This window comes from Brevundimonas sp. 'scallop', from assembly GCF_011045535.1.
Lineage (GTDB): Bacteria > Pseudomonadota > Alphaproteobacteria > Caulobacterales > Caulobacteraceae > Brevundimonas > Brevundimonas vesicularis.
This window is the reverse complement of sequence record NZ_CP039382.1, coordinates 2,975,600-3,000,547: the sequence shown is the minus strand read 5'-3', so window position 1 is coordinate 3,000,547 and position 24,948 is coordinate 2,975,600. Positions and strand designations below refer to the sequence as shown.

Here is a 24,948-nt window from a genome sequence, read left to right as displayed (position 1 = left end):
TCAGAAGGTCGCCTTCAGCGTGGCTACGGCGCGTGCGCCGTAGATGTCGCCGAAGTCGTGTTGATCGGTGTCGTGATAGCGCAGGTCCAGCGCCAGATTGTCGGTCAGCTGATAGGCCGCGCCGAGGTTCCAGGTGGTGTAGTCCAGGTCCGAAGACACCCACTGACGCCCGACGGCGCCCGAGACGGTCCATTTGTCGGCCGGGCTGACCGCGCCGTTGACCTCGGCATAGGTCGCCTCGTCCTCGGCCGCGCCGAAGAAGTCGGGCGAATAATAGACGGCGGCGCCCAGGGTCGCGGGGCCAAAAGCGCGCGAGGCGGCGGCTTTGAACTCGACATAGTCATAGTCGGCGCCGTCGGGCTGACCGGCGTAGAGATAGCCGATCACGCCAAAGTCCAGCGCATAGCCGGCGACCTCGGGCCGATAGCCGGCATAAAGATCGACCTCGGCGTCCGTGTCGTCGCCGAAATCGACGTTGGAGGCCCAGCCGCCGGCGTAGAAGCCGCTTCTGGTCAGATCGACGCCGGCCGAGATCGCGGGGTTTTCCTGGGTCTGGCTGACGCCGCGGAAGACGTAGTCGGAGGTGACGGCGACGTTCGCCGACACGTCCTGGGCCTTGGCTTCGCTGCATAGGCCGAGACCGGCGAGACCGACGATACAGGCGGCGGCGAACCAGGCGTCGTTGCGGCCCGAGGCCTTGGAGAGGGATTTACGCATTGGATTTCTCTATTCGAACAGGATGAATGGCCATGGGGTTGGTGCGCGTGCGCGGATCGGTCTGCTGCAGCGTCGCCACGCCCCACATCACGGCGATGACCAGCACCGCCACGACGAGTTGCAGGATGCGAGAGACCTCCCGACGCATCAGGCCAGACCCAGGCCGGAGATGAGCAGGTCGATCAGCTTGATGCCGACGAACGGGGCGATCAGGCCGCCCAGGCCGTAGATCAGCAGGTTGCGACCCAGAAGCGCGCCAGCGCCGATGGCCCGGTATTTGACGCCCTTCAGCGCCAGCGGGATCAGGGCGACGATGACCAGGGCGTTGAAGATCACCGCCGACAGGATGGCGCTCTCGGGGCTGTGCAGGCGCATGACGTTCAGCGCGCCGAGCGACGGCAGGGCCACCACGAACATCGCCGGGATGATGGCGAAATACTTGGCCACGTCGTTGGCGACCGAGAAGGTCGTCAGGGCGCCGCGCGTAATCAGCAGTTGCTTGCCGACCTCGACGATCTCGATGACCTTGGTCGGGTCGCTGTCCAGATCGACCATGTTGCCGGCCTCGCGCGCAGCCTGGGCGCCGGTCTGCATGGCGACGCCGACATCGGCCTGTGCCAGGGCCGGGGCGTCGTTGGCCCCGTCGCCGCACATGGCGACCAGACGGCCCTTGGCCTGTTCGGCCTTGATCAGGCGCATCTTGTCCTCGGGCGTGGCCTCGGCGAGGTAGTCGTCCACTCCCGCTTCCGAAGCGATGGCTGCGGCCGTCACCGGATTGTCGCCGGTGATCATGACGGTGCGCAGGCCCATGCGGCGCAGGTCGGCGAAGCGCGCCTTTACGCCCGGCTTGACCACGTCTTTCAGGTGGATGACGCCGACCAGGACGCCGTTCTGGGTCACGGCCAGGGGCGTGCCGCCCGAACGGGCGATCCGGTCCACGGCCTGGCGGAACTCGGCCGGGGCCGAACCGTCCGCCAGGTTTAGATCCTTCAGCACCGCATCGACCGCGCCCTTCCTCCAACTGTCCTTGCCGACGTCCAGGCCCGACTGGCGGGTGACGGCGGTGAAGGGAATGGCGACGGCGCCGGCGGGCTGATCGACCGAAACCCCGGCGTTGCGACCCAGCACGACGATGGAGCGGCCCTCCGGCGTCTCGTCGGCGAGCGACGCCATGACGGCGGCGGCCAAGGCGGCCTCGGGGCGCACGCCCGGGACCGGAATGACCTCGGTCGCCATGCGGTTGCCGAAGGTGATGGTGCCGGTCTTGTCGAGCAGCAGGGTGTCGACGTCGCCTGCCGCCTCCACCGCACGGCCCGAGGTGGCCAGCACATTCACCTTCAGCAACCGGTCCATGCCGGCGATGCCGACAGCGGACAGCAGGCCCCCGATCGTGGTCGGGATCAGGGTGATGAACAGGGCGCCCAGCACCATCGGGTCCAGATCGACGCCGGAATAGGCGCCTAGGCCCACCAGGGTCACGACCGCGATCAGGAAGATAAGCGTCAGGCCGGCCAGCAGCACGGCCAGGGCCAGCTCGTTGGGCGTCTTTCTGCGATCCGCGCCCTCGACCATGGCGATCATGCGATCGAGGAAGGTCGAGCCGGGCTTGGCGGTGATGCGCACCTTGATCCAGTCCGAGACGACGGTCGTGCCGCCGGTCACCGCCGAACGGTCGCCGCCGCTTTCGCGGATCACCGGGGCGCTCTCGCCGGTGATGGCGGCCTCGTTGACCGAGGCGACGCCCTCGATGATTTCGCCGTCAGAGGCGATCACGTCGCCGGCCTCGACCAGGATGATCGACCCGACTTCAAGCTCGGAGGCGTTGGTCGGGACCACGCTGCCGGTCTTCGGATCGACGATCAGCTTGGCCTTGGTCGTGACGCGGGTGGCGCGCAGGGAATCGGCCGCCGCCTTGCCCCGCCCTTCGGCGATGCTTTCGGCGACATTGGCGAACAGGACCGTGGCCCACAGCCACAGCGCCAGTTGCACCGCAAAGCCCGCCGACTGACCGCTCGCGATGGCCGCCGCCGCCGACAGCGTGGACAGAAGCGCCACGATCCAGGTGGTGAAGATGACCGGATTGTTGATCAGCTTGACGGGGTTCAGCTTGACGAAGGCATCGCCCACGGCGCGTCCGATCATCTGTCCCGAGAGGCCGCCCGCGAGAGGCGACGCACGGCCGCCCTCGCGCGGATCCAGAGTTATTTGTGTCATGTCAGGATGTCCGAAGGATCAGGCGCCGGCGACCGCCGCGAGCACCTGGAAGTGCTCGACGATCGGTCCCAGGGCGAGGGCGGGCAGGAACTGCAGGCCGCCAAGGATGAGGATCACGCCGATCAGCAGGCCGATGAACAGGCCGTTGTCGGTCGGCAGGGTGCCGGGGCTTGGCGCCAGCTTGGGCTTGACAACCAGACTGCCGGCGATGGCCAGGACGGCGACGGCCGGAATGAACCGCCCGAACAGCATCCCAAGACCCAGGGTCGTGTTCCACCACGGAGCGTTGGCGGTCAGGCCCGCAAAGGCCGAGCCGTTGTTCGCTCCCGCCGAGGTGTAGGCGTACAGGATCTCCGACAAACCGTGCGGCCCCTTGTTCAGCAGGCCCGCCAGCGCCGTCGGGAAGACGGCCGACACGGCGGTGAAGCCCAGGATGGCCAGCGGCAGGATCAGCACCGCGATCATGGCGAACTGGATCTCGCGCGCCTCGATCTTCTTGCCCAGATATTCCGGGGTGCGCCCGACCATCAGGCCGGCGACGAAGACCGACAGCAGGGCCATGACGACCATGATGGCGATGCCCGAACCGACGCCGCCGGGCAGGATCTCGCCCAACTGCATCAGGAACATCTGCAACCCGCCGCCCAAGGGCATGAAGCTGGCGTGCATCGAGTTGACCGACCCGTTCGAGGCGCCGGTCGTGACCACGGACCAGACGGTCGAGGCGGGCGCGCCGAAGCGGACCTCCTTGCCCTCCATATTGACCGAGGCGTCCACCTGGGCCGCGACCAGGGCCGGGGCCGGCTGGGTCTCGATCACATACATGGCCGCGCTGGCGGCGCTCAGCAGGATAAGGGCCGCCGCCGCCAGGGCGCGGATGTCGCGTCCCGCCATGGCGGTGCGGCCGAAGGCGAAGAAGGCCGCCCAGCCCATGACGTTGATCGCCACGGCGGTCAGCAGATTGGTGATGGCGTTCGGGTTCTCGAACGGATGGGCGCCGTTGACGTTGAAGACGCCGCCGCCGTTGATGCCCAGCTGTTTGATCGCCACCTGGCTGGCCGCCGGGAACAGCGGCAAGGTCTGGGATCCGCCCTCGACGCCGGTCGCCGTCACATGGGCCGCCAGGCTCTGAACGATGCCGAGACCCGACAGGGCCACGGCCAAGATCAGGGCGGCAGGCAGCAGGACATAAAGGGTCGTGCGCGTCAGATCGGCCCAGAAGTTGCCGACCCCCTCGCCGCGATTGGCCACGAAGGCCCGCGCCAGGGCCGCCGCGATCGTCGCGCCCGTCGCCGCCGAGACGAAGTTCTGCACCGTCAGGCCGACCATCTGGGTGAAGGTCGACAGAGTCGCCTCCCCGCCATAGCTCTGCCAGTTGGTGTTGGTCACGAAGCTGACGGCGGTGTTGAAGGCCAGATGCGGCGACACGCCTGCGAACCCTTGCGGGTTCAGCGGCAGCACGCCCTGCAGACGCAGGATCGCATACAGCAGCACAAAGCCCGCCAGGTTGAAGGCCAAAAGGGCGCCGGCGTATCCCAGCCAGCCTTGGCTGCGTTTAGGATCGACGCCGGCGGCGCCGTAGAAGACGGCCTCGACCGGCTTCAGCACCGGGTCCAGCCAGGTCCGCTCGCCATTCCAGACGCGCGACATATAAACGCCGATGGGCCAGCCGAGCATTACGGCCAGCCCAAGGGTCAGGGCGATCTCGCCCCATCCTTGCATGTTCATGAAATCCGTCCCGGTTCCTCAGAACCGCTCGGGCCGCAGCAGCGCCGCGACCATGTAAACGGCGACGACCAGCGCCCCCGCCCCCCAGAGCATGGCGATCATCGTCACACCCGTTTCAATGCTGTGGCCAGCAAGGCGAAGACGGCGAACGTCCCCGCACCCACCGCCAGAAAAATCACATCGGCCAATCCGGCCTCCTCGCTCAAGTTCGAGCGGGAACAGACCACCGGGCGGCATAATGGCGCGATGCGAGTCCGGGCCGCCGACCTAAAGGATTCATAAAACCAAGGAAATCTGGATCGGTCGCAGCGCGGGCGACGTGTGAAGGGCCGGCGGCGGACTTTTTAATGCAAGGATGCTTGAGGATGTGCCGCGCAGCCCACGGCTGTGCGGCTTCAGATCAAATAAGAAAAGCGCGGCCTTGCGGCCGCGCTTCCAACTGTCTTCGTCGAGATGATCAGCCCCGACGGTTGTCGTAATCGCGGCGTTCGTAGCGGATTTGGGCCGAGAGGCGGTCGAAGCGACGGTCCAGGTCCTGGCGTTCCCACGCGGTCAGGCCGCCGCGGCGATAGTTGGCTTCCAGGCGCAGGATGCTGTTGAACTCTCCGCGCAGACGGGTGGCTTCGCGGCGGCTCAGTTGGCCGTTGCGGACGCCCTGATCGATGCGGCGGTCCAGGTTGGCCTGGCGGGCGTTGATCGACTGCCACGAGCCATAGCTGGCGTGATGGGGCGGGGCCGGGCGGTGGTGATAGGATTGGGCGAAGGACGGCGCGGCGACCGAGGCGGCGGCCAGGGCGATGGCGGGGACGATGAGCTTGCGCATGGCGATCTCCTCAAATGTTCTGCCGGTCGGGGTGACCAGCGATGAGGCGATTTCAGCACCCGGCGACTGAGCCGGTTCTGAACAAGATCGATCAGGTTCGGTTCATCTGGATGAAAAAGACGTCACGCCGCCGTCTTATGATCTGGTCTCCGGTTTGGAGCAGCGTTCGCTTTAAACTATACGACGTATTCAGCGCCCGTTCAGATGATCGGGACTAGATCGGTCGCCATGTTTCGTAAACCCGTCCCTCTCCTGATCGCCCCTCCGGCCCTGGCCCTGGCTCTCGGTCTGGCTTTTGCGCCCGTCATGACGACGTCGGCGCAGGCTCAGTCGCGCGACCAGGATCAGCGGTCGCAGGACCGTGGTCCGCGCGTCAGTCCCGACGAGGCCCGTCGTCGGGGCGGCGAGGCCGGCGGCGGTCGTCCCATCGACACCCAACCGCGCCGCGACGGCAACTATTCCGTCCTAGTCGAACGCGACGGACGCGTGCGGGAGGTCGTGGTCGACGGCCAGACCGGACAGGCGCGTCCCGACAACAACAATCAACGTCGCAGGCCGAACTGATGCGCGTGCTTCTGGTCGAGGACGACGCGGATCTGTCGCGTCAGCTTAAGGCGGCGCTGGGCGACGCGGGCTATGCCGTGGACCATGCGCCGGACGGCGAAGAAGCCCATTATCTGGGCGAGAACGAACCCTATGACGTCATCGTCCTGGACCTGGGCCTGCCCAAGATCGACGGCGTGTCGGTGCTGGAGCGTTGGCGGCGAGAGGGCAAGACGACGCCGGTTTTGATCCTGACGGCGCGCGGCGCCTGGTCGGACAAGGTGGCGGGCTTCGACGCCGGCGCCGACGACTATCTGACCAAGCCCTTCCATACCGAAGAGCTGCTGGCGCGTCTGCGGGCGCTGCTGCGCCGCTCGGCAGGCATCGCCTCGGCGACCTTGTCGTGCGGCGGCTTGCGGCTGGATCCCCGCGCGGCGCGGGCCAGCGTCAATGGCGAGCCCCTGCGCCTGACCTCGCTGGAATACCGGCTGCTGCACTACATGATGATGCATCAGGGGCGCGTCATCAGCCGCACCGAACTGGTCGAACACCTTTACGATCAGGACTTCGACCGTGATTCCAACACCATCGAGGTCTTCATCGGCCGGGTGCGCAAGAAGGTGGGATCGGACCGGATCGAGACTGTGCGGGGCCTCGGCTATCGGCTGACGCCGCTGGCGGGCGAATCCGACCCGGCGTGACCGAGGCGACGGCTTCGAAACCCAACGCCGGTGGGCTCCACGATTGGGGCCGCTGGTTCGGTCGCCCCGGTCGCTCCCTCACGCGCCGGCTGATCTGGCTGGCCTCGGCCTGGATCGTGGTCGCTCTGGTCATTTCAGCGCTGGTGCTGACCCAGGCCTTTCAGGAATCCGCTCTGCGGCGTCTGGGCGCCATGCTCAACGAAACGATCGACGAGATCGTGGTCGGCGCCAGTCGCACGCCGCAAGGCGAGGCCATTCCGCAGATCCAAGACGCCAGAACTCTGCGGCTGCTGTCGGGCAAATACTGGCAGATCATGGAGGTTCGCCCCAATGGTCAGTTGGTCAGCCTGGCGCGTTCGACCTCGCTGTGGCGCTATGACCTGGCACTGCCCGCCGACCTGCCCGCGCGCCTGGATGCGGCCTTCGGCGACGTCATCACCTTCAACACCACCGGCCCCAAGGACGACGCCGAGACGCGCGAGCCGCTGCGCGTCGCCGCCAGCATGAAGTCCATTCCCCGGCACGAACATCCGGTCATCTTCATCGCGGCACTGGATCGCTCCGACGTCGATGCGGACACGCGCCAGTTCGCGCGCGTAACCTGGATCGCTTTCCTGATCTTGGGGCTCGGCCTCGTATCGGCGGTCTTCATCCAGGTGCGGATCGGCCTGCGCCCCCTGTTCGACCTGCGCGATGAGATCGCGGATGTGCGCAAGGGCAGGTCGGCGCGGATCGGCCGCTCGTACCCTCAGGAAATCCAGCCCCTGGCCGAGCAGGTGAACCGCCTGCTGGATCACAATCAGGAGGTCGTGGATCGACAGCGCACCCACGTCGGCAATCTGGCCCATGCGCTGAAGACGCCGATCTCCGTGATGCTGGCCGAGGCGGGGACGAGCGAGGGCGATCTGCCCGAGTTGGTGCGGCGCCAGACCAAGATCATGCAGGGCCAGGTCGATCACCACCTGCGCCGCGCCCGCGCCGCCGCGCGCGCCGCCCACGGTCTGGGCGAGACGACGCCCGTCGCTGAGGTGCTGGACGAGCTGGCGGTGATGATCGAACAGGTCTTCCGCGACAAGAACGTCGAGATCGACTGGCGCGCACCCGACAGCCTGTCTTTCTTGGGCGAGCGTCAGGATTTGCAGGAAATCCTGGGCAATCTGATCGAAAACGCCGCCAAGTTCTCCAGGCGTCGGGTGCGCGTCTCCGCGGGCGGCAGCGGCCTGGGCCAGATGATCCTGGTGGTCGAAGACGACGGAACGGGCCTGCCAGCGGATCAGCGCGATACGGTCATGCAGCGCGGCGCGCGGCTGGACGAAAGCGCGCCGGGGTCGGGCCTGGGCCTGTCGATCGTGGACGACCTGACGCGCGCCTACGGCGGGCGGCTGATGCTGTCGGACAGCGACATGGGCGGGTTGAAGGCGGTGCTCGAACTGCCGGCCGCCCAGGTCGACTAGGCCTGCCGGTCTCCCCCCCGGCGGTAGCATTCGCAGGCCGCCCGTTCCAAGGCGGCGCGATCAAGCACCGTGATCCGGCCGCGCGAATAGGCGATGGCTCCCGCCTTTTGAAGCCCCTGCGCCGCCTCGTTCACCGTGGTCCGCTGCGAGCCCAGCATGGAGGCCAGATACTCCTGCGTCAGGTTCAGCGTGTCGCCCTCCACCCTGTCGTGGCAGCGCAGCAACCATTTGGCGAACCGCTGCCCGGCGTGGTGCAGGGCGTTGCAGGCGGCCGACTGCTCCAACTCGCCCTGAAGTCGGGCCATGTATTCGGCGACGGCGTCGCGAACGCCCGGCCGTTGAGCCGACAGGGCGCGGAACTTGGCGGCGTCCGCCCGGCGCGCCGTTCCGGCGACCTGAGCCACGCTGCGGGTGTGGGCATGGTGCGGCACGACCGAGGCGACGACGCCCAGCACGCCTTCGCGCCCGATCATGACAGTCTCCACGGTGCGGCCGTCTTCCAGCACCGCGACCGAGGAGCAGAAGCCGCTGTCGATGAAATGCAGGTGTTCGATGGCGTCGTCAGGTTCGCTGAACACATGGCCGGGCGCGAATTCCACCGGAGTGGCGATGGCGAGAAGAGCGTCGCGATCATCGGGGTTCAGCCCCTGGATCAATCGGTTGCCAGGCGAAAGGCGGTTCATGAGTTCGCGCATAAGGCGATCTGAGCGCGGCGTCTGTCGAAACTCGACACAGCGTTGCTATATATCACACGGCTTGCTGGGGAAAAGTCGTGTCTTTACCGCGCTGTGTACGCCAGCGAGCAGAGCGCCAACGACGCTCAGCGGGTGACGCGCCCGACCAGACGCCCGGCTTCCAGCACCTCGACGCCCGAGCAGGAGGCGTGGCGCGCCAGCTGCGACCGCGCAGCTTCCAGCGCCGTGGCGTCATCGGCGCCGTCGAAGAAGTCGAGCAGCGGACGGCGATCCGCCTCGTCGAAGAAGTGAAACTCGTAGATGTTCAAGCGAACGGCTCCCAGCGATGCGAACCGTAGCGGCACACGCCCACCGGCGTCTGTCGGATGTCGACACAGCGACAAGCGGAGCCTTTGCCTCGGCAGGAGCGTTAGGGCGGCCTGACGTGGGAGACATCATGAACGCCGCCAAGACCCTTCGCCTGCCGCCGCTGGCGACCCTAATCGAATGGGCGGCGCGGGTCGGCTATGGGGCGCGAGGCTTCGTTTACCTGTCGGCCGGCGCGCTGACCCTGCTGGCTGCGACGGACCGGATCGGCGATGCGGTGGGGACCAGCGGGGCGGCGGGCTGGCTGGCCGAGCAGCCGTTCGGCAAGGTCTGGCTGGTGTTGCTGGGACTGGGCCTGTGGGCCTTCGTCGGCTGGCGGGTGTTGCAGGCGGTGTTCGACGCGGACCATGAAGGGACGGACCTGAAGGGCTGGACGACGCGGGCGGGCCAGGCGGTCAGCGGCCTGTTCTACGGCGTGCTGGCGTCGGGGGTGTTCGAATATCTGGACGAGTTCGGCGAGGCGACAAACGCCTCGGCGGCCCAGGCCGAGAGCGTGGCCGAGAACCAGGAGAAGGCGGCCATGCTGCTGGGGATGCCGTTTGGCGAGGTGCTGCTGATCGGGGCGGGGCTGGTGGTGCTGGGCGTCGGCGTCGGCAATATCGTCAGGGCCGTCCGCGACGACTTCGACGACGCCCTGGCCTGCCCCAAGGCCTTCTGCGGCACGGCGACGGCGTTGGCGCGGGCGGGCTATGCGGCGCGGGGGTTCGCCTATCTGCCCTTGGGTGTGTTCGTGGTTCTGGCGGGGCTGCATGCGCGCTCGGGCGAGGTGACGACGACGGCGGCGGCGCTGGACGCGCTGGAGGCCCAGCCGGGCGGGTCGTGGATCCTGGGGCTGACGGCGGCGGGGCTGATGGCCTTCGGCGCCTTCGCCTTCGTGGAGGCGCGCTGGCGCCGGATTCGCCCGCCCAGGGATTTGAGCCTGGGCTGAGACTTGTCGCGCGGCGCGGCGTCGCCATATCCTTATGCAACACACGCTGTTCCAGAAGGCCGCGCCATGAACGCTCCGCTCAAGACCCTGAAGATCGACTTCGTCTCGGACGTCGTCTGCCCTTGGTGCGTGGTGGGGCTGGGCGGGCTGGACACGGCCCTGGACGCGCTGAAGGACGAGGGGATCGCCGCCGACATCGCCTTTCAGCCGTTCGAGCTGAACCCCCAGATCGCGCCTGAGGGCGAGAACATCGTCGAACACATCGGCCGCAAATACGGCGCGTCGCCTGAGCAGTCCGCCGCCAACCGCGCCATGATCCGCGAGCGGGCGGGCGAGGTGGGCTTCGACATGCGCATGACCGACGACAGCCGCATCTGGAACACCTTCGACGCCCACCGGCTGCTGCACTGGGCGCATGAGACGGCGCCGGAGAAGCAGAAGGCCCTGAAACAAGCGCTGTTCACCGCTCACTTCACCGAGAACCGCAACCTGACCGACGCCGGGGTCCTGACCACCGCCGCCGAAAAGGCCGGACTGGACCGGGCCGAGGCGGGCGAGGTGCTGGCCTCGGGCCGCTACGCCCAGGCCGTGCGCCAGGCCGAAGACCTGTGGCGCGCGCGCGGCATCACCTCGGTCCCGGCCGTGGTGGTCGAGGGCAAATATCTGATCTCGGGCGGCCAGCCGGCCTCGGTGTTCGAAGAGGCCCTGCGCAAGATCGCGTCGGAGGTCTAGGCCGTCTCCTCCCTGCGCAGCGGGGAGGTGGCGCGGCGCCGCTTGGCGCCGTGACGGAGGAGTTCCTTCTGTAAAATCGACGTCTGTGAGGCCTCAACAGCCCCTCCACCCCGCCCAGAGGGCGCGGTCCCCCTCACCATCGCAGGCGATGAGGAGGAGACGGTCAGTCCGGCGGTCGGGGGACAAAAACACCGTCTATTTCGTCTAATTCGTCTGATCTCGGGGCCGGTGTCAGGTCGTCGAGCGCCTCGAGGCGGGCCATCAGGGCGTCGCGGCCGGCGTAGTCGCCGCGTTTGAGGGCGCAGGCCTCGCGGGCGATCTGGCCGACCTGTTCGGCGACGGCGGCGGCGCGTTCGCCCAGGTCGGGTTCCTTGGGCGGCGCCGGCGGCTTCGGCGGGGGCGGAGACGAAGGTGCGGGCGGGGCGGCCGCCATGCGGGTCAGGTCGGCGTGCAGCCGCACCCAGCGCGCGGCCTCCAGCGCGCGCCCGGCCTGAAGCGCCCGGTTCAGCCGCACCAGGGCGTGGGCCGCCATGGCCCCATAGTCAGGCAAGCCCTCGGCCGTCTCGGCCTCCAGGTCGACGGGCTCGCGAAGGGGATGGGGCTGATCCTCGCGCCGCCAGCCTTCGTCCCTGGCGCGGGCGCGAAAGGTGCTGACCGCCATGCCATAGACGGCGCTGACCTCCTCGGCCGTGGAGCCCGCCAGATAGGCTATCCCCGCCGCCTCCCACGCCTCTTTCGACAGGCGGCGATAGCCCCGGTTCTGCACCCGGTCGGCCGCGCGCGCGGCGGGGTCCGAGGTGACCAGATCGGGCAGCCGCAGCAGATGCATCGGCAGGCCGTGCGCGCGCCAGAAGGCGGCCTCGGCCTCGGGCGAGGAATCGTGATGCAGGGCGTCGCGATACGTCTGCTCCAGACCCGCCTCGCGCAGGATGCGGATCTGATCCAGCGCCTGCTGGGTCATCGCATCGTAAAACGGATCGCGCGGCCCCTCGAACCCGCCGTCGTCATAGCTGTGGTCGTCGTCCATCCCATCCCCGGCCTGTCGCCCGCGCCCGACACAGGACGCGCCGCCAGTCTAAGGCCGCCCCGAAGCGTGTTCGGGTAGAGGGCGCCGATTTCGCGAAAGACGAGGGATTTCAACGGCCGGGGCAGGGACGTCGTGCATAGGTAGGGGCGCTAGCTGCGCATCCCCTTCCTTTCGTCATTCCGGGCGAAGCGTAGCGAAAGCGGGGGGAGACCCGGAACCCAGCGGCGCGCGAGAGCGCGACCCTGTCGCGGACGAGATGTCTGAGATCGTGCGGGGTTGAGAGTTCGCCTGACGGCGCCGCTGGGTCCCCCGGTCTGCGCCGCGAAGACGCGGCTTGCCGGAGGATGACGAAAGGGGGGGATTCGGTCGGCAGATTGTCGTTGCACCGCGCAACGGCAACGTGTGAACCTTCGGCCCTGAAGGGGAGGGAGACGATGATTGCAGCCTTGGCGGTCGTGCTGGCGATGATGATGTCGGGCGGCGCGGATACGGCGACCGACCGTTATGCGGCCGGTCAGGTCTGGGAATATCGGACACGGCCGCAGGAGCCGAAATCGCTGCTGATGATCCGCGAGGTCGAAGACGTCGCGCCCATCGGGCGCGTCTATCATGTGTCGATACTCGGCATACGGCCGGCCGCGAAAGGGGCGCCGACCCAGATCGATCATTCGCCGGTCAGTCGCCAGACCCTCGACGCCAACGTCATCCGCCTGTCGTCCGAAACACCGGCGGCGCCGGACTATCAGCCGGGCATCGCAGACTGGCGCGCCGCGCGCGGCGGCGTCTTCACCATTAGCGTCGCCGAAATCGTCGATCTGATCGACCGGCAGCTTTCAGGATCGGGTTACTGAGGCGACTCGCTTCTTCGGTGCAGGCGCGGCGTCGGCGGCGGTGACCAGATGGCCCTTCCAGCCGGGCGGCGGCAGGAACTTGCCGGACTTCTCCTCGCGCGTGCCTTCGCGCGCGATCCGGGCGGCGTCGCGTCCGGCTTTCAGAACGGTTTCTCGGTCGAAGAGCATCTTCATTTCGGCCCCCAATCTAACATTTCGAGGCCGTCGTCGCTACTCGCATAGACCTCCCACGCGTCCACCAGCGGTTTGTAGGTCGTCTCCAGATAGTCGAGGCTGAGCGCGAAACGGCGACGCAGCGTGTCTTCCGGTATGCCGTGACCGCCCTGGGCGACACGGCGCGCCACGCGGGCGACGGAGAAGTCCGCCGAGGGCGGGCGCAGATAGATCAGTTCGACCCGGTATCCGGCGGCCTTGAACCGGCGGATGCGCGGGGCGTGGGAGCGGGTGGCCAAGGTCGTCTCCAGCACCCCGTCGGCCCGTTCGACGAACAGGGCGTCCAGCCGCTCCAGCACCAACCGCCCGGCCGCCAGATCGCGCGCCGCGCCTTCGCCCGCCAGACCCCGCGCCACCTCGTCCGGGTTCACGAACCGGAACGCCTCCGCCCGCTGACGCAGAAACCGGTTGATGAAGGTGGTCTTGCCGGCGCCGTTGGGTCCGGCGAGGAGGACGAGCGTGGGCACTTTGGATGTCGATAGCTTTGAGGAAGGGTGGTTGACCACAACCTCTAGCATACTACGGTATTCGGAATTCGGGGGAGTTATCTATGACCGCAACAACAATACCGGCCCAAGCGCGGCAGGCGCTGGGCCTGAGAAAAAATATTGGGAAAGAAGCAGCCCTCAAAGAGATGAAGGCGATCAGAAAGGAAAATCATCCCGACACGTCAGGCGGTGAATTTATTTCGGACTCCCAAAAGACCAGGTATTTACTCTCTGATAGCTTCATAAATGCGTTGGAAAGAGAGGAAGCTTCGGGAAATCTGCCTGCAGTCAACGACGGTAGAGATGCCGCAATAGATCTGATAAAGGCCATTTCTACTCAAAATGATGAAGATAGAAAAATTGCTGCCGCAGATCGAGCCAAGCAGGAAATCCTTAGTGTCCGCCATGAACTAGAAAAAGCAACGTCCCAGCCATTTCATGCGCCAAAATTCTCGCTGTGGGGATTCGGTTCAGTTGGACTCATTCTAGTCGCGGCTCAAGCTCCGCTTGAAACCGTGAGTTCTAGGGTCGGGGCGGACTCAGGAATGGTTACGGTGGTTCTGGGTGCTGCGTCAGCTATTTCTCTGTTAGCTGGATTGGTAGCGCAATCTGCCGAAAATATATCTAAGCAACATGTCCGTCATTTGCTGACGGAGAGAGGTGTTGCGCTCGTCGTGGCTGTCTTAAACGATGAGCATAGATTGTATGGGGAATCTATAGCTCTTGATGACTTTACCGAAGCTGTATCGATGGTGGTCGGTACAGCCGATCATGCATCTTGCGAAGAAGCTGCTCGTGTAATCACTTCTCAGCTTACTGATCGTGGATTGCTAAAAAAGCGAGATGATATTTCTTTCTCACAACAGTACGATCCGACAGACGAAATTAGATCTTTATCTTTTAGGTTTCGGGATCAGGCCAGGATGATTATTAAACGTCACAAAATTAAAAGAGAGATGGGGCCCTTTGCACTACTAGCGAGCCCCATATTTTCATTATTGGGGAGGAGATAGGTTACGCCCTCACACCTTCACCTCCACCACCCCGCCGCCAGCGCGGAACTTCGCGCTCATCTCCGCCATGCCCGCCTCGGCCTCCGCCAGCGAGCCGCCCGCATCGTTCTGCGCCTGGGCATCGCGGCGGATGTCCTGGCTGATCTTCATGCTGCAGAATTTCGGGCCGCACATGGAGCAGAAGTGGGCGGTCTTGTGGGCCTCCTTGGGCAGGGTGGCGTCGTGGTATTTGCGGGCGGTTTCGGGGTCGAGGCCCAGGTTGAACTGATCCTCCCAGCGGAACTCGAACCGGGCGCGTGACAGGGCGTCGTCGTGCAGGCGGGCGGCGGGGTGGCCCTTGGCCAGGTCGGCGGCGTGGGCGGCGATCTTGTAGGTGATGACGCCGTCCTTGACGTCCTGACGATCCGGCAGGCCCAGGTGCTCCTTGGGCGTGACGTAGCAGAGCATGGCCGTGCCGAACCAGCCGATCATGGCCGCCCCGATCGCGGATGTGATGTGGTCATAGCCCGGCGCGATGTCGGTGGTCAGGGGGCCAAGCGTATAGAACGGCGCCTCGTGGCAGTGCTTCAGCTGCTCGTCCATATTCTGTTTGATCTTGTGCATCGGCACGTGGCCGGGCCCCTCGATCATGACCTGGCAGCCCTTGGCCCAGGCGATCCTGGTCAGTTCGCCCAGGGTGCGTAGTTCGGCGAATTGGGCCTCGTCATTGGCGTCGGCGATGGAACCGGGGCGCAGGCCGTCGCCCAGGCTGAATGACACGTCATAGGCGCGCATGATGTCGCAGATGTCCTCGAAATGCTCGTAGAGGAAGCTCTCCTTGTGGTGGGCCAGGCACCACTTGGCCATGATGGAGCCGCCGCGCGAGACGATGCCCGTCACCCGCTTGGCCGTCATCGGCACGAAGGGCAGGCGCACGCCCGCGTGGATGGTGAAATAGTCCACGCCCTGTTCGGCCTGTTCGATCAGGGTGTCGCGGAACACCTCCCACGTCAGGTCCTCGGCGACGCCGCCCACCTTCTCCAGCGCCTGATAGATGGGCACGGTGCCGATGGGGACGGACGAGTTCCTGATGATCCAGTCGCGGATGTTGTGGATGTTGCGGCCCGTCGATAGGTCCATGACGTTGTCGGCGCCCCAGCGGGTGGCCCAGACCAGCTTGTCGACCTCGTCGTCCACGGAGGACAGGACGGCCGAATTGCCGATGTTGGCGTTGATCTTCACCAGGAAGTTCCGGCCGATGACCATCGGCTCGACCTCGGGGTGGTTGATGTTGTGCGGGATGATGGCCCGGCCGCGCGCGATCTCCTGCCGGACGAACTCGGGCGTCACGAAGTCGGGGATGGCGGCGCCGAAGGATTCTCCATCGCGGATGCAGGGGCTGTTCTGCTCGCGGCGCAGGTTCTCTCGGATGGCGACATATTCCATCTCGGGCGTGATGATCCCGGCTTGGGCGTATTCGTACTGGGTGACCGGGCGGCCCTCGACGCCCTTGAAGACGCGGTGGTTGGAGGTGTCGAAGCGCGGGGCCAAGTGGCGGCCGGACGCATGGCCGTTGTCCTCGGGCTTGACCTCGCGCGGATTGGCGACGGGGGCGATGTCGCCGCGATCCAGCTGCCAGCTGGATTTGACGTGGGGCAGGCCGCGCTTGATGTCGATGGTCACGGTCGGGTCGGTGTAGGGGCCCGAGGAATCGTAGATCGTGACCGGCGGCTCGTTGGCCGAGGGGTGGACGGCGACCTCGCGGAAGGGAACGCGGATATCGGGGTAGAGCTCGCCGGCGACATAGACCTTGCGCGAGCCGGCCCGTTCGCCGGTCGGGATGGTTCCAGTCTCCTTCATCACCTGTTCGCGCGCGTCCTTGAGGGCGAGGTCGACGTTCGGCTCTTCGGGCAGGGCGGGCGGGGTGACTTGGATGTTCATGGCGGCCTCAAACGGTTTGAGGTCCGCCGACGTCGGGCGCGAGGGGTCCTGTGACGTCAGGACCGATAGCGTTACTCATCCCTTCGCCGGCATGACCCGGATCAGGTTCGACGGGTCAGAGGAGAAACCTCTATCTCAGCCGCTCGATTGCGACCCCCCGGAGAACGCCTGCAGGCTAACCCGCGTCGCGCCGGATGTCGAGTTGTCCGAAACCGCACATAAGTCGTTGTAGGCGCGGCGGATTTATTGGGCTATGCGCAAAGCTTGGGCCGGATGCCGGCGTCGGCGGAGTGAAACGAGGATATGAGCCTGAACCTGGAACGCGTCCTCTACACCAGCCGCGCGCGGGGCAATGCCGACAGCCTGATGATGCAGGTGGACATCCTGGCCACGTCGCAGCGGAACAATGCGCGCGACGACCTGACCGGCGCGCTGCTGATCCACGACGGACGGTTCTTGCAGGTGCTGGAGGGCGCAGCGCAGGATCTGGACCGGCTGATGACGCGGCTGGCGGGCGATCCGCGTCACGACGAGGTGGTGGTGATCGAGCGCAAGCCGATCCCGGCGCGCGGCTTCTCCGGCTGGGCCATGGCCAGCGTGCGCGTGACCCCGGCGCTGGAGGAGACGCTGCGGGCCACGGTGGACGGCGCCGGCGCGCCCCAGCAGACGGTCGAGCGGATGCAGGACGCGGTGCTGGCCCAGGCGGCCTAAGCGCCCGCTAGGGCGCCGACCAGCCCTTGACCGAGACGGCCGCCGCGCGCGGATCGGCGTCGAAGCGGAGGTAGGCCTTGGCGTGGCCGTGGCCGGGGACGTAGTCCAGGCTGGCGGTCGCGGTCTGGTCGCCCAGAACCCCTTCGATATCCACTGCGGCGGCGGTGTCGTCGCCGTCGTTCTGGACCCGGACGGTCGCGACTTGGCCTGCGGCGGTGACGTCCACGGCGACGATGCGGGCGCTGAGCGCGGGCGGGGCTGTGGGCTGCAGCGCCTCCCACACCACAATGCCGATAGCGGTCAGGGTGATGACGGCGCCGAGCATGGCCATGCCCCATTGCAGGAGAGGGCGGGTCGACGCGGCGGGCTTCTTCTTGGTGGGCATGGGTCAGACCAACAGACGGGCGGCGGCGGCGCCGATGGCGGCGGGGAAGCCCAGGACGACCATGGTCTGGACCACGCCAGCGATGGCATGGCCGTCGGTGCGCCCGAACAGGAATAGGGTGAACAGGCTGACGGCCAGGGCGATGGCATAGCCGGGCAGGGTGAAATGCAGGAAGGCCTTGATCGGATGATCGGCCTCTTCCTGACCGGCGAAGCCCGCCTTGAAGACGATCAGGTGGAGCAGAAGGATGGAGACGGCGATCAGGGCCAGGATGTGGGCGGGCGTCGCCTTGTAGGCGATCAGGATCATCTCTTCGGTCGGGGCCACGTTCAGGGCGAAGAAAAGGGCGCCGGCCGCCATCAGGAACAGTTCGCCGAAATAGGAGGCCTGATCTTCGTCGGTGTCGCCCCCGCCGTCGCCGCTGAGCTGACGCCGGGCCAGAAGCGCGCCCATGGCGCCGGGAATGGCCTGAAGCGCGACCATGCCCAGGCCCTCGCGCGGCGGCGCGTCCCATTCGACGACGCCAAATAGGATCAGCAGCACCGAGGCGGTGATGAAGCCGACCGCCAAGGCCACGGCGGTGTCCAGCGCATCGTTGACCGGCCCGCGCCGCTTGGAGAAGCCGGCGTAATAGGCCAGGCCGTACAGCAGCGGCAGGCCGGCGACGATGAAGGTCAGCAACCGCCAGCGGTCCATGATCACGCCCTGCGCCCACATCTCCATCGTCATCAACAGCGGAATGTTGAACACCAGGGCGCCGGCGAAGGCGCGGCCCAGATCGCGGACATAGGCGCGCTCGCGTTGCAGATCCAAAAAGGGCGCGGCGGCGATCATGCGGCGGCAACGCTTGGACGCCGGCTTTGGCTCCGGACCGCTTGTCGAACGGCGTTCAGGCGGCGTTCATTCGAAGCCAAGCTTGGTGTTAAGCTCTAGGGAGAGGGAATGATGAAACAGATCAAGACGACCGCCGTGATCGCGGTTCTGGCGTGCGCGGGCTTGACGGCCTGCGCCTCGGTGGAGGTCGGCGGCGCGCCGATGGCCCTGTCGCCCGCCATGGCCGAGCAGGCGCGGATCGGCAGCGTCACGACGACGACGGGCTGGCTGGACGCCGAGGACGACTTCGCCGACACCTTCAACGACGAGGTGCTGAACGAAATGGGGCTGTGCGCCGGCGGCCGGCATCGGCTGAACCTGAGCATCCACGTCGAGGCGCTGAGCCGGGCGCCGCGCCTGGCCATTCTGGCCGGCGATCGCGCCGAACACCGGATGCGGGCGACGGCGGAACTGCGCGATCCGGCGCAGGGTGGTCAGGTGGTCGGGCGTTATCCGCTGGTCGTGACGGTGGATGCGGGGGCAGGGGTGCTGGACGCCCTGATGGACCGGCAGGCGGTCACGTCCCACGCCTTCGCCCAGGCCCTGTGCGCCGCCGCCTTCGTCGCCCCGACGCGTGTGGCCGAGGCCGGCGCGCCGGGCTGAGGTCGAGGCGGGCGAAGGGGCGGGCGGCTAGGCTGGCGCTTTTGAATGTCACGGGCGCGGGCTATCAAGACGGCGAACAGGAAACCGTCCCATGCATCTCGCCCGTTTCGCCCGCATCCGCCTGGCCCATCTGCCGACGCCGCTGGAGCCGCTGCCCCGTCTGTCGGAAGAGTTGGGCCTGGATCTGTGGATCAAGCGCGACGACTGCACCGGCCTGGCCGGCGGCGGCAACAAGACCCGCAAGCTGGAGTTCCTGCTGGGCGCGGCGTTCGAACAGGACGCCGACACCCTGGTGACGCAAGGGGCGGTGCAGTCGAACCATGTGCGCCAGACGGCGGCGGCGGCGGCGGCCCACGGTCTGGCGTGCGAGATCATTCTGGAAGAGCGGACGGGGTCCAAGGCGACGGACTATGTCGGCAACGGCAATGTGCTGCTGGATCGGCTGTTCGGGGCGACCCTGCGCACCGTGCCGGGCGGGACGGACATGGTCGCCGAGCTGGAGAAGACGGCGGCCGAGGTGCGGGCGCGGGGCGGAAAGCCCTATGTCATTCCCGGCGGCGGATCGAACCCGGTCGGGGCTTTGGGCTATGTCGATTGCGCGCGCGAGATCGTGGTCCAGGCCGACGAGATGGATCTGGAGGTCCACCGGATCGTGACGGCGACGGGCAGCGCCGGCACCCACGCGGGCCTGGTCGCCGGGCTGGCGGTCATGGGGGCGGACATTCCCGTGCTGGGCATCGGGGTGCGGGCGCCCAAGGACAGGCAGGAGGCGAACGTCTTCAAACTGGCCGAGGAGACGGCCGCCCTGCTGGGGCAGCCGGGACGGGTGACGCGCGAGCAGGTGGTCGCCGACTGCGACTATGTGGGCGAGGGCTATGGCCTGATCGACCAGGGGGTGATCGACGCCTTGACCCTGGCCGCGCGTCTGGACGGGATCGTGCTGGACCCGGTCTATTCCGGCAAGGCGATGAAGGGGCTGGTCGCCCTGGCGCGGGCCGGCCGGTTCAAGGGCGAGACGGTGGTGTTCCTGCACACCGGCGGGGCGCAGGGGCTGTTCGGCTATCAGACCGAGATCGAAGGGGCGCTGTAGAGGCGGCGCGCGTCATGGACCCGCGCGAGGCGACGCTGGCGCTGCTGGCCGCCCGGGCCGAGGACGCCACCGTCTGCCCCAGCGAGGTCGCGCGGGTGGTCGCGGGCGAAGACGGCGCGTGGCGCGAGGCGATGCCTGACGTTCACGCCGCAGTGGACGCCCTGGTGCACAAGGGCGCGGTGCGACTGAGCTGGAAGGGACGGCCGCTGGCGATGCGCGCGGGGCCCTATCGGATCGCGCGGGCTCGAGGCGGTGAAGACGGGGGCGGCGGGTGACGGTGCGCGAGATCGAACCTGTCCCGCCCGCGCTGTCTTTGACGGCGGTGTTTCTGCGGTTCTTGCGGTTCGGGCTGCTGGCGTTTGGCGGACCGGTGGCGCAGATCGCGATGATCCGGCGCGAGCTGGTCGATCAGGACGGGTGGATGTCCAGCGCGCGGTTCAACCGGCTGCTGGCGGTGTTGCAGGTCCTGCCGGGGCCGGAGGCGCACGAGCTGTGCGTGCATATGGGCATGCGGGCGCGGGGGCGGATCGGCGGCCTGCTGGCGGGCCTGGGGTTCATGCTGCCCGGGCTGATGCTGATGCTGGGGATCGGCTGGGCCTATGTGGCGCTGTCGCCGGTGGTGGGCCTGCTGGCCGGGGCGTTCCTGGGGGTTCAGGCGGCGGTGGTCGCCGTGATCGTGCGCGCCGTCTGCAAGATCGGATCGCATATTCTGGAGGATCGCTGGCTGTGGGCCGTCGCCGTCGTCGGCTTTGCGGCGACCCTGGCCGGGGCGGCGTTCTGGATCGTGCTGGCGGCGGGCGGGGCGGCCTATGTGCTGGCTCGGGCCGGGCGGGTCGGCCTGGCCGTCGGGGTCGTGGCGCTGGCGGTTCTCGCAGCCTTAACGATGCACGGGCTGGGGGACGGCGGGCCGGTCTTGGGACAGGCGTCGGGGCAGGGGGGCGACGTGGGCGCAGCCGCGATGTTCTGGACGGGGCTGAAGGCGGGGCTGCTGACGTTTGGCGGCGCCTATACCGCCATTCCCTATGTGCGCGCCGATACGGTGGGGCGCGGGCTGATCGACGACGGGGCGTTTCTGGACGGGATCGCCTTTGCGGGGGTGATCCCGGCGCCGCTGGTGATCTTTTGCACCTTCGTCGGCTTTGTGGTCGCAGGATGGGGCGGGGCGCTGGCGATGACGGCCGGGGTGTTCGCCCCCGCCTTCGCCTTTTCGATGATCTTCTATGAGCGGCTGGAGGCGGTGGTCGAGGACCGGCGGCTGCACGATCTTCTGGCCGGGGTCGCCGCCGCCGTCGTAGGGATCATCGCCGCGACCAGCGTGGAGCTGGGCTGGGCGACCTTGCAGCGGGCGCCGTCGATGGCGGCGGCTGCGGCGATCTTTGCGGGCGCCCTGGCGGTGGCGTGGGCCTGGAAGAGCCGCTACGCCGTGCCGGCAGTTCTGGCCGCCGCGGCGGTCGTGGGATGGGGCGTGATGCGATGAGCAAGATCCTGGGCGTGATCGGCGGCATGGGACCGGCGGCGACGGTGGCGTTTCTGGCGCGGGTGCAGGCGCTGACGCCGGCGGACGGGGACGCTGATCACATCCGGGTGGTGATGGACCTGAACCCCCAGGTGCCCGATCGCAACACGCGGCCGGGCGAGGCCGAGGTGGTGCTGGGACAGATGGCCGAGGGGCTGGCGGCGGCGGGGGCCGAGGTGATCGCCATGCCCTGCAACACCGCCCACGCCCAGGCGGGCGGCATCCGCGCGGCGTGCGAGGCGAAGGGCCTGCGCTTCATCGACATGATCGCAGCGACGGCGGATGCGGCGGCGGCCTCTGGCTCCAAGAGGATCGGCGTGCTGGCGACGCCGGGGGGCGAGCGGCTTTACACGCAGGCGCTGGCGGCGCGCGGGCTCGAGACGGTGCTGCTGGAGGGCGCGGACCGCGAGGCCTTCATGGCGCTGGTCTATGGGGTCAAGCGCGGCGATGTCGGCGAGGCGGCGCGGGCAGGGATGTTGCGGCTGGCCCAGGCCCTGGCGGACGCGGGCGCGTACTGGCTGATCGCGGGCTGCACCGAGGTGCCGCTGCTGCTGCGCGCCGAAGACGCCGCCATACCCCTGACAGATTCGGCCGAGGTGCTGGCCCAGGCGTGCGTGAAGGCGTGCGCGGAGGCCTGTCAGGTCTGAGGCGCGGTTGCGGCTTGCTCCGCGCGGCCGGCCTGCCTAGTCATGAGCGGTGTCTATTCAGTCCCTGATCATCGATTGCGACCCCGGCGTGGACGACGCCGTGGCGCTGTTTCTGGCCTTCGCCGCGCCCGAGCTGGAGCTGCTGGCCGTCACCACGGTCGGGGGCAATGTTCCCGGCGCCAAGACCCAGCGCAATGCGCGCATCATCCGCCAGATCGCCGGGCGCGAGGAGGTGCCGGTGTTCGGCGGGGCCGAGCGGCCGCTGAAACGTCCGCCGGCGGGCGCGGGCGAGTTTCACGGGGTCGAGGGTCTGGGCGATCTGGAGCCGTTCGAACCGACGGGGATCGTCGGCGACGGGCCGGCCGCCAACGCCATCGTCGATCTGGTGATGAGCCGGCCTGAAGGCTCGGTCGCCATCGCCGTCCTGGGGCCGATGACCAATCTGGCGCTGGCGATGCGGCGTGATCGGCGGCTGGCCGAACGGCTGGGGCCGGTGGTCGTCATGGGCGGGGCGCGGTCGGAAGGCGGCAATGTCACCGCATCCGCCGAGTTCAACATCTGGGCCGATCCGGATGCGGCGGCGGTGGTGTTCGGATCGGGGTGTCAGGTCGTCGCCTTCGGCCTGGACGCGACCCATCAGGTGCGCGCGACCGAGGGCCGGATCGTGGCGATAGAGGCCATAGACAGCGAGGCCGCGCGGGCCGCGGCGTCGACGCTGCGGTTCTCGCAGCGGGTGGAGCGCGAGATCGTGGGGTGGGATGCGGCCCCGTTGCATGACCCGTGTCCCATCGCCTGGCTGATCAAGCCCGACCTGTTCGAGACGAAGCCCTGCCGGATCGAGGTGGAGACGGGTTCGGACCTGACGCGCGGCCATACGGCGGTGGAGTTCCGGATCGATCCGGCGACGGCGCGGCATCGCTGGGCGGTCGCGGCGGACGCGCAAGGGGTGTTCGACCTGATCGTCGGCAAGCTGAAAGCTCAGGCGCTGGAGGCCGCCGCATGAGGATCACTGTCGTCGGCTCGATCAACCTGGATCTGGTGGCCACTGCGCCCCAACTGCCGGCGCCGGGCGAGACGGTGACCGGGGCGACCCTGGCGCGGCATCCCGGCGGCAAGGGCGCCAACCAGGCGCTGGCGGCCGAGAAACTGGGGGCCGAGGCCAGCCTGATCGGGCGAGTCGGCAATGACGCCATGGCCGGCGAGGCCCTGGCCCTGATGGAGGATCTGGGCGTCGATCTGGCGGGGGTGGAGGTGGATGTGGCGGCCCCGACGGGCGTCGCCCTGATCGCCGTCGATCCGACCGGCGAGAACCAGATCGTGGTCGCGGCCGGCGCCAACCACATGGTCACGCCTGAACAGCTGCCCCAGCGGATCGAGGGCGCGCTGATCGTGCAGCTGGAGCTGCCGATCGAGACGGTCGAGGCGGCGGTGGGCCGGGCGACGGGCTTCGTCTGCGCCAATCTGGCGCCCGCCGCGCCAGTGTCGGAACTGTTGCTGCGCCGCGCCGACCTGATCGTCGTCAACGAGACCGAGGCGGCCTTCTATGGCGATGGCCTGCACCGGGGCGGGGGACGGGTCGTCGTCACCAAGGGCGCGCGGGGCGCGGCCATGTATCAGCGCGGCGTCGAAATGGCCTGGGCGACCCCACCGGCCGTCGAGGCGGTCGATGCGACGGGCGCGGGCGACGCCTTCGTCGCCGCCATCACGGTGGCTTTGCTGGAAGGCATGGACCCGGCCGAGGCGCTGCGCTTCGCCTGCGCCGCCGGAGCCTTCGCCGCGACCCGCCCGGGCGCGCAGCCCTCAGCGCCGGAGCGCGATCAGGTCGAGGCGCTGCTGGCGGGGTAGGGACGCGGTCTGCGCCTCTTCATCGTGGTCAGACCCCTGGCGGCGGACCGGGGGGCGTGGGGAAGGCGAGCGGCGCGACGGCGGCGCCGAGAGAACCGGCCGTGACAGTCTGGTAAAGCTGAAGGCCGAGCGGCGACCAGGTGAGGGCTTCGATCGCCGCGATCATGGCGATCTGAACCCCCAGACCCCAGAACCAGGCCGGGTGGATCCGGCGGGTCTTCGCCAGATCGATGATCATGCCGATGACTGGAAACGCCAGGGTGACGAGCGTGGTCGCCTCCCAGGCCCAGGGGATCAGCAAGGGCATGGGCAAAAGCCGACCGACCGCCGGCCCCAGCAGGATCGCCATGGCGGAATAGTGCAGGCGGCGATGCCAGTCCGTCGACCGACGAAGCCACACCGCCGCGATGGTGAGGCCGACGAAGGTCGCGAGCGACACGGGGTCGAAGACCAGAAACTGCAAGGGCCGGAAGAAGAAGGGCACATCGCCGCGACGCACCATGGCCTCGGTAACCAGCCAGCCCAGGATCAGCATGGGCGCCAGCCATGCGGTCGCCAGCCAGCCCAGCGGCCGGTGCCAACGCAGCTGGCCCGTGGCGATCAACAGGTTCTGAACCAGGAAGATGACGACCCAGCCCATGAAGACCACGGCGTGGGCGTGCACCAGCAGCGGAGCCTCGAAGCTGGAGCGGCCCATGGCCAGCTGAAGCGAAAAGCCCGCCACGACGACAAGCGCCATGACGACGGCCAGCCCCGGAAAGACGCGGTCGGTCCCGCCCGTCGTGTTTGCAGCCGTCATGACACACCCCCCGATGTTTCCGGCGAAACTTAACGCCGAAGCCCGAAAGCGGCAGTCTGGAATATC

At 67.8% G+C, this 24,948-nt stretch carries 30 protein-coding genes and 1 riboswitch; of the genes, 15 read left to right on the top strand and 15 right to left on the bottom strand.

From position 1 onward, the window contains the following. The 6 genes from E4341_RS15135 to E4341_RS15110 form a co-directional block, all read right to left on the bottom strand. Complete coding sequence (locus E4341_RS15135) at positions 1-717, bottom strand: TorF family putative porin (RefSeq protein WP_165118395.1); 717 nt, start codon at positions 715-717, stop codon at positions 1-3. Continuing rightward, positions 710-865 carry a hypothetical protein gene (locus E4341_RS15130; RefSeq protein WP_165118393.1) on the bottom strand — a complete coding sequence of 52 codons (156 nt, stop codon included), beginning with the start codon at positions 863-865 and terminating at the stop codon, positions 710-712. The genes E4341_RS15135 and E4341_RS15130 overlap by 8 nt, the downstream gene beginning before the upstream one ends. Continuing rightward, positions 865-2,931: a potassium-transporting ATPase subunit KdpB gene (gene kdpB, locus E4341_RS15125; RefSeq protein WP_165118391.1), complete on the bottom strand. Its 2,067-nt coding sequence runs from the start codon at positions 2,929-2,931 to the stop codon at positions 865-867. The genes E4341_RS15130 and kdpB overlap by 1 nt, the downstream gene beginning before the upstream one ends. Positions 2,932-2,949: 18 nt before the next feature. Then, entirely contained in the window at positions 2,950-4,659 is a 1,710-nt protein-coding gene (gene kdpA, locus E4341_RS15120; protein WP_165118389.1) for a potassium-transporting ATPase subunit KdpA, read from the bottom strand. Positions 4,660-4,677: 18 nt separating this feature from the next. Further along, positions 4,678-4,761, bottom strand: a complete 84-nt coding sequence (locus tag E4341_RS15115) for a potassium-transporting ATPase subunit F (RefSeq protein ID WP_082503478.1) — start codon at positions 4,759-4,761, stop codon at positions 4,678-4,680. A gap of 355 nt (positions 4,762-5,116) precedes the next feature. Beyond that, the gene (locus E4341_RS15110) at positions 5,117-5,482 is read right to left on the bottom strand and encodes a hypothetical protein (RefSeq protein ID WP_165118387.1); all 366 of its coding nucleotides are present in this window, start codon (positions 5,480-5,482) and stop codon (positions 5,117-5,119) included. Between the two features lie 228 nt (positions 5,483-5,710). Between E4341_RS15110 and E4341_RS15105 the strand changes: the two genes are divergently transcribed. Genes E4341_RS15105 through E4341_RS15095 form a run of 3 tightly spaced genes read left to right on the top strand, consistent with a single transcriptional unit; the run spans position 5,711 to position 8,180 of the window. Next, entirely contained in the window at positions 5,711-6,046 is a 336-nt protein-coding gene (locus E4341_RS15105; RefSeq protein WP_165118385.1) for a hypothetical protein, read from the top strand. Next, positions 6,046-6,726: a response regulator transcription factor gene (locus tag E4341_RS15100; RefSeq protein ID WP_017505887.1), complete on the top strand. Its 681-nt coding sequence runs from the start codon at positions 6,046-6,048 to the stop codon at positions 6,724-6,726. The genes E4341_RS15105 and E4341_RS15100 overlap by 1 nt, the downstream gene beginning before the upstream one ends. After that, positions 6,723-8,180 carry a sensor histidine kinase gene (locus E4341_RS15095; RefSeq protein WP_165118383.1) on the top strand — a complete coding sequence of 486 codons (1,458 nt, stop codon included), beginning with the start codon at positions 6,723-6,725 and terminating at the stop codon, positions 8,178-8,180. The genes E4341_RS15100 and E4341_RS15095 overlap by 4 nt, the downstream gene beginning before the upstream one ends. Here the strand turns inward: E4341_RS15095 and E4341_RS15090 are convergent. Together E4341_RS15090 and E4341_RS15085 are read right to left on the bottom strand one after the other, a co-directional pair. After that, complete coding sequence (locus E4341_RS15090) at positions 8,177-8,863, bottom strand: Crp/Fnr family transcriptional regulator (RefSeq protein WP_165118381.1); 687 nt, start codon at positions 8,861-8,863, stop codon at positions 8,177-8,179. The genes E4341_RS15095 and E4341_RS15090 overlap by 4 nt on opposite strands. A gap of 137 nt (positions 8,864-9,000) precedes the next feature. Further along, positions 9,001-9,183, bottom strand: coding sequence for a hypothetical protein (locus E4341_RS15085; protein ID WP_165118379.1), 183 nt, complete (start codon positions 9,181-9,183; stop codon positions 9,001-9,003). A 128-nt stretch (positions 9,184-9,311) separates the two neighbouring features. Between E4341_RS15085 and E4341_RS15080 the strand changes: the two genes are divergently transcribed. Together E4341_RS15080 and E4341_RS15075 are read left to right on the top strand one after the other, a co-directional pair. Then, on the top strand, positions 9,312-10,169 hold the full coding sequence (locus tag E4341_RS15080) for a DUF1206 domain-containing protein (protein ID WP_066628767.1): 858 nt from the start codon (positions 9,312-9,314) through the stop codon (positions 10,167-10,169). A 66-nt stretch (positions 10,170-10,235) separates the two neighbouring features. Further along, the gene (locus E4341_RS15075) at positions 10,236-10,901 is read left to right on the top strand and encodes a DsbA family oxidoreductase (protein WP_161638275.1); all 666 of its coding nucleotides are present in this window, start codon (positions 10,236-10,238) and stop codon (positions 10,899-10,901) included. A gap of 163 nt (positions 10,902-11,064) precedes the next feature. Here E4341_RS15075 and E4341_RS15070 read toward each other — a convergent pair whose 3' ends face one another. Further along, a complete protein-coding gene (locus E4341_RS15070; RefSeq protein ID WP_165118377.1) occupies positions 11,065-11,928 on the bottom strand; it encodes a hypothetical protein in 864 nt (287 codons plus the stop codon). Positions 11,929-12,362: 434 nt separating this feature from the next. On the opposite strand from E4341_RS15070, the gene E4341_RS15065 reads away from it, so the two are divergent. Further along, a complete protein-coding gene (locus E4341_RS15065; protein WP_165118375.1) occupies positions 12,363-12,779 on the top strand; it encodes a hypothetical protein in 417 nt (138 codons plus the stop codon). Here E4341_RS15065 and E4341_RS15060 read toward each other — a convergent pair. Continuing rightward, a complete protein-coding gene (locus E4341_RS15060) occupies positions 12,762-12,953 on the bottom strand; it encodes a hypothetical protein (protein ID WP_165118373.1) in 192 nt (63 codons plus the stop codon). The genes E4341_RS15065 and E4341_RS15060 overlap by 18 nt on opposite strands. After that, entirely contained in the window at positions 12,950-13,459 is a 510-nt protein-coding gene (locus E4341_RS15055) for an AAA family ATPase (RefSeq protein WP_205751323.1), read from the bottom strand. The genes E4341_RS15060 and E4341_RS15055 overlap by 4 nt, the downstream gene beginning before the upstream one ends. Positions 13,460-13,542: 83 nt before the next feature. Between E4341_RS15055 and E4341_RS15050 the strand changes: the two genes are divergently transcribed. Continuing rightward, complete coding sequence (locus E4341_RS15050) at positions 13,543-14,493, top strand: hypothetical protein (RefSeq protein ID WP_165118369.1); 951 nt, start codon at positions 13,543-13,545, stop codon at positions 14,491-14,493. Between the two features lie 9 nt (positions 14,494-14,502). Here E4341_RS15050 and thiC read toward each other — a convergent pair whose 3' ends face one another. Continuing rightward, positions 14,503-16,332 (bottom strand): phosphomethylpyrimidine synthase ThiC, encoded by a 1,830-nt coding sequence (gene thiC, locus E4341_RS15045; RefSeq protein ID WP_370458487.1) that lies wholly within the window; start codon positions 16,330-16,332, stop codon positions 14,503-14,505. A gap of 141 nt (positions 16,333-16,473) precedes the next feature. Continuing rightward, positions 16,474-16,583: riboswitch (TPP riboswitch) on the bottom strand. 133 nt (positions 16,584-16,716) lie between these two features. Between thiC and E4341_RS15695 the strand changes: the two genes are divergently transcribed. Further along, positions 16,717-17,124 (top strand): BLUF domain-containing protein, encoded by a 408-nt coding sequence (locus E4341_RS15695; protein WP_066554378.1) that lies wholly within the window; start codon positions 16,717-16,719, stop codon positions 17,122-17,124. A gap of 7 nt (positions 17,125-17,131) precedes the next feature. Here the strand turns inward: E4341_RS15695 and E4341_RS15035 are convergent, their stop codons facing one another. Next, positions 17,132-17,509: a hypothetical protein gene (locus E4341_RS15035; RefSeq protein WP_165118365.1), complete on the bottom strand. Its 378-nt coding sequence runs from the start codon at positions 17,507-17,509 to the stop codon at positions 17,132-17,134. A 3-nt stretch (positions 17,510-17,512) separates the two neighbouring features. Then, on the bottom strand, positions 17,513-18,343 hold the full coding sequence (locus E4341_RS15030; protein WP_165118363.1) for a TIGR02587 family membrane protein: 831 nt from the start codon (positions 18,341-18,343) through the stop codon (positions 17,513-17,515). Between the two features lie 108 nt (positions 18,344-18,451). Between E4341_RS15030 and E4341_RS15025 the strand changes: the two genes are divergently transcribed. From E4341_RS15025 to E4341_RS14995, 7 genes are all read left to right on the top strand, one after another. Beyond that, complete coding sequence (locus E4341_RS15025; protein WP_240893583.1) at positions 18,452-18,985, top strand: hypothetical protein; 534 nt, start codon at positions 18,452-18,454, stop codon at positions 18,983-18,985. A 91-nt stretch (positions 18,986-19,076) separates the two neighbouring features. Beyond that, positions 19,077-20,075 (top strand): D-cysteine desulfhydrase, encoded by a 999-nt coding sequence (locus E4341_RS15020; protein WP_165118359.1) that lies wholly within the window; start codon positions 19,077-19,079, stop codon positions 20,073-20,075. A 14-nt stretch (positions 20,076-20,089) separates the two neighbouring features. Continuing rightward, positions 20,090-20,350, top strand: coding sequence for a DUF3253 domain-containing protein (locus tag E4341_RS15015; protein ID WP_165118357.1), 261 nt, complete (start codon positions 20,090-20,092; stop codon positions 20,348-20,350). Between the two features lie 2 nt (positions 20,351-20,352). Beyond that, positions 20,353-21,552, top strand: a complete 1,200-nt coding sequence (gene chrA / locus E4341_RS15010; protein WP_165118355.1) for a chromate efflux transporter — start codon at positions 20,353-20,355, stop codon at positions 21,550-21,552. Further along, positions 21,549-22,238, top strand: coding sequence for an aspartate/glutamate racemase family protein (locus tag E4341_RS15005; protein WP_165118353.1), 690 nt, complete (start codon positions 21,549-21,551; stop codon positions 22,236-22,238). Before chrA ends, E4341_RS15005 begins: the two co-directional genes overlap by 4 nt. Positions 22,239-22,287: 49 nt before the next feature. Beyond that, positions 22,288-23,241 carry a nucleoside hydrolase gene (locus tag E4341_RS15000; RefSeq protein WP_165118351.1) on the top strand — a complete coding sequence of 318 codons (954 nt, stop codon included), beginning with the start codon at positions 22,288-22,290 and terminating at the stop codon, positions 23,239-23,241. Continuing rightward, a complete protein-coding gene (locus tag E4341_RS14995) occupies positions 23,238-24,083 on the top strand; it encodes a ribokinase (protein WP_153923366.1) in 846 nt (281 codons plus the stop codon). Before E4341_RS15000 ends, E4341_RS14995 begins: the two co-directional genes overlap by 4 nt. 28 nt (positions 24,084-24,111) lie before the next feature. On the opposite strand, the gene E4341_RS14990 is transcribed toward E4341_RS14995, so the two are convergent. Beyond that, entirely contained in the window at positions 24,112-24,882 is a 771-nt protein-coding gene (locus E4341_RS14990; RefSeq protein WP_205751322.1) for a hypothetical protein, read from the bottom strand. Positions 24,883-24,948: the final 66 nt, after the last annotated feature.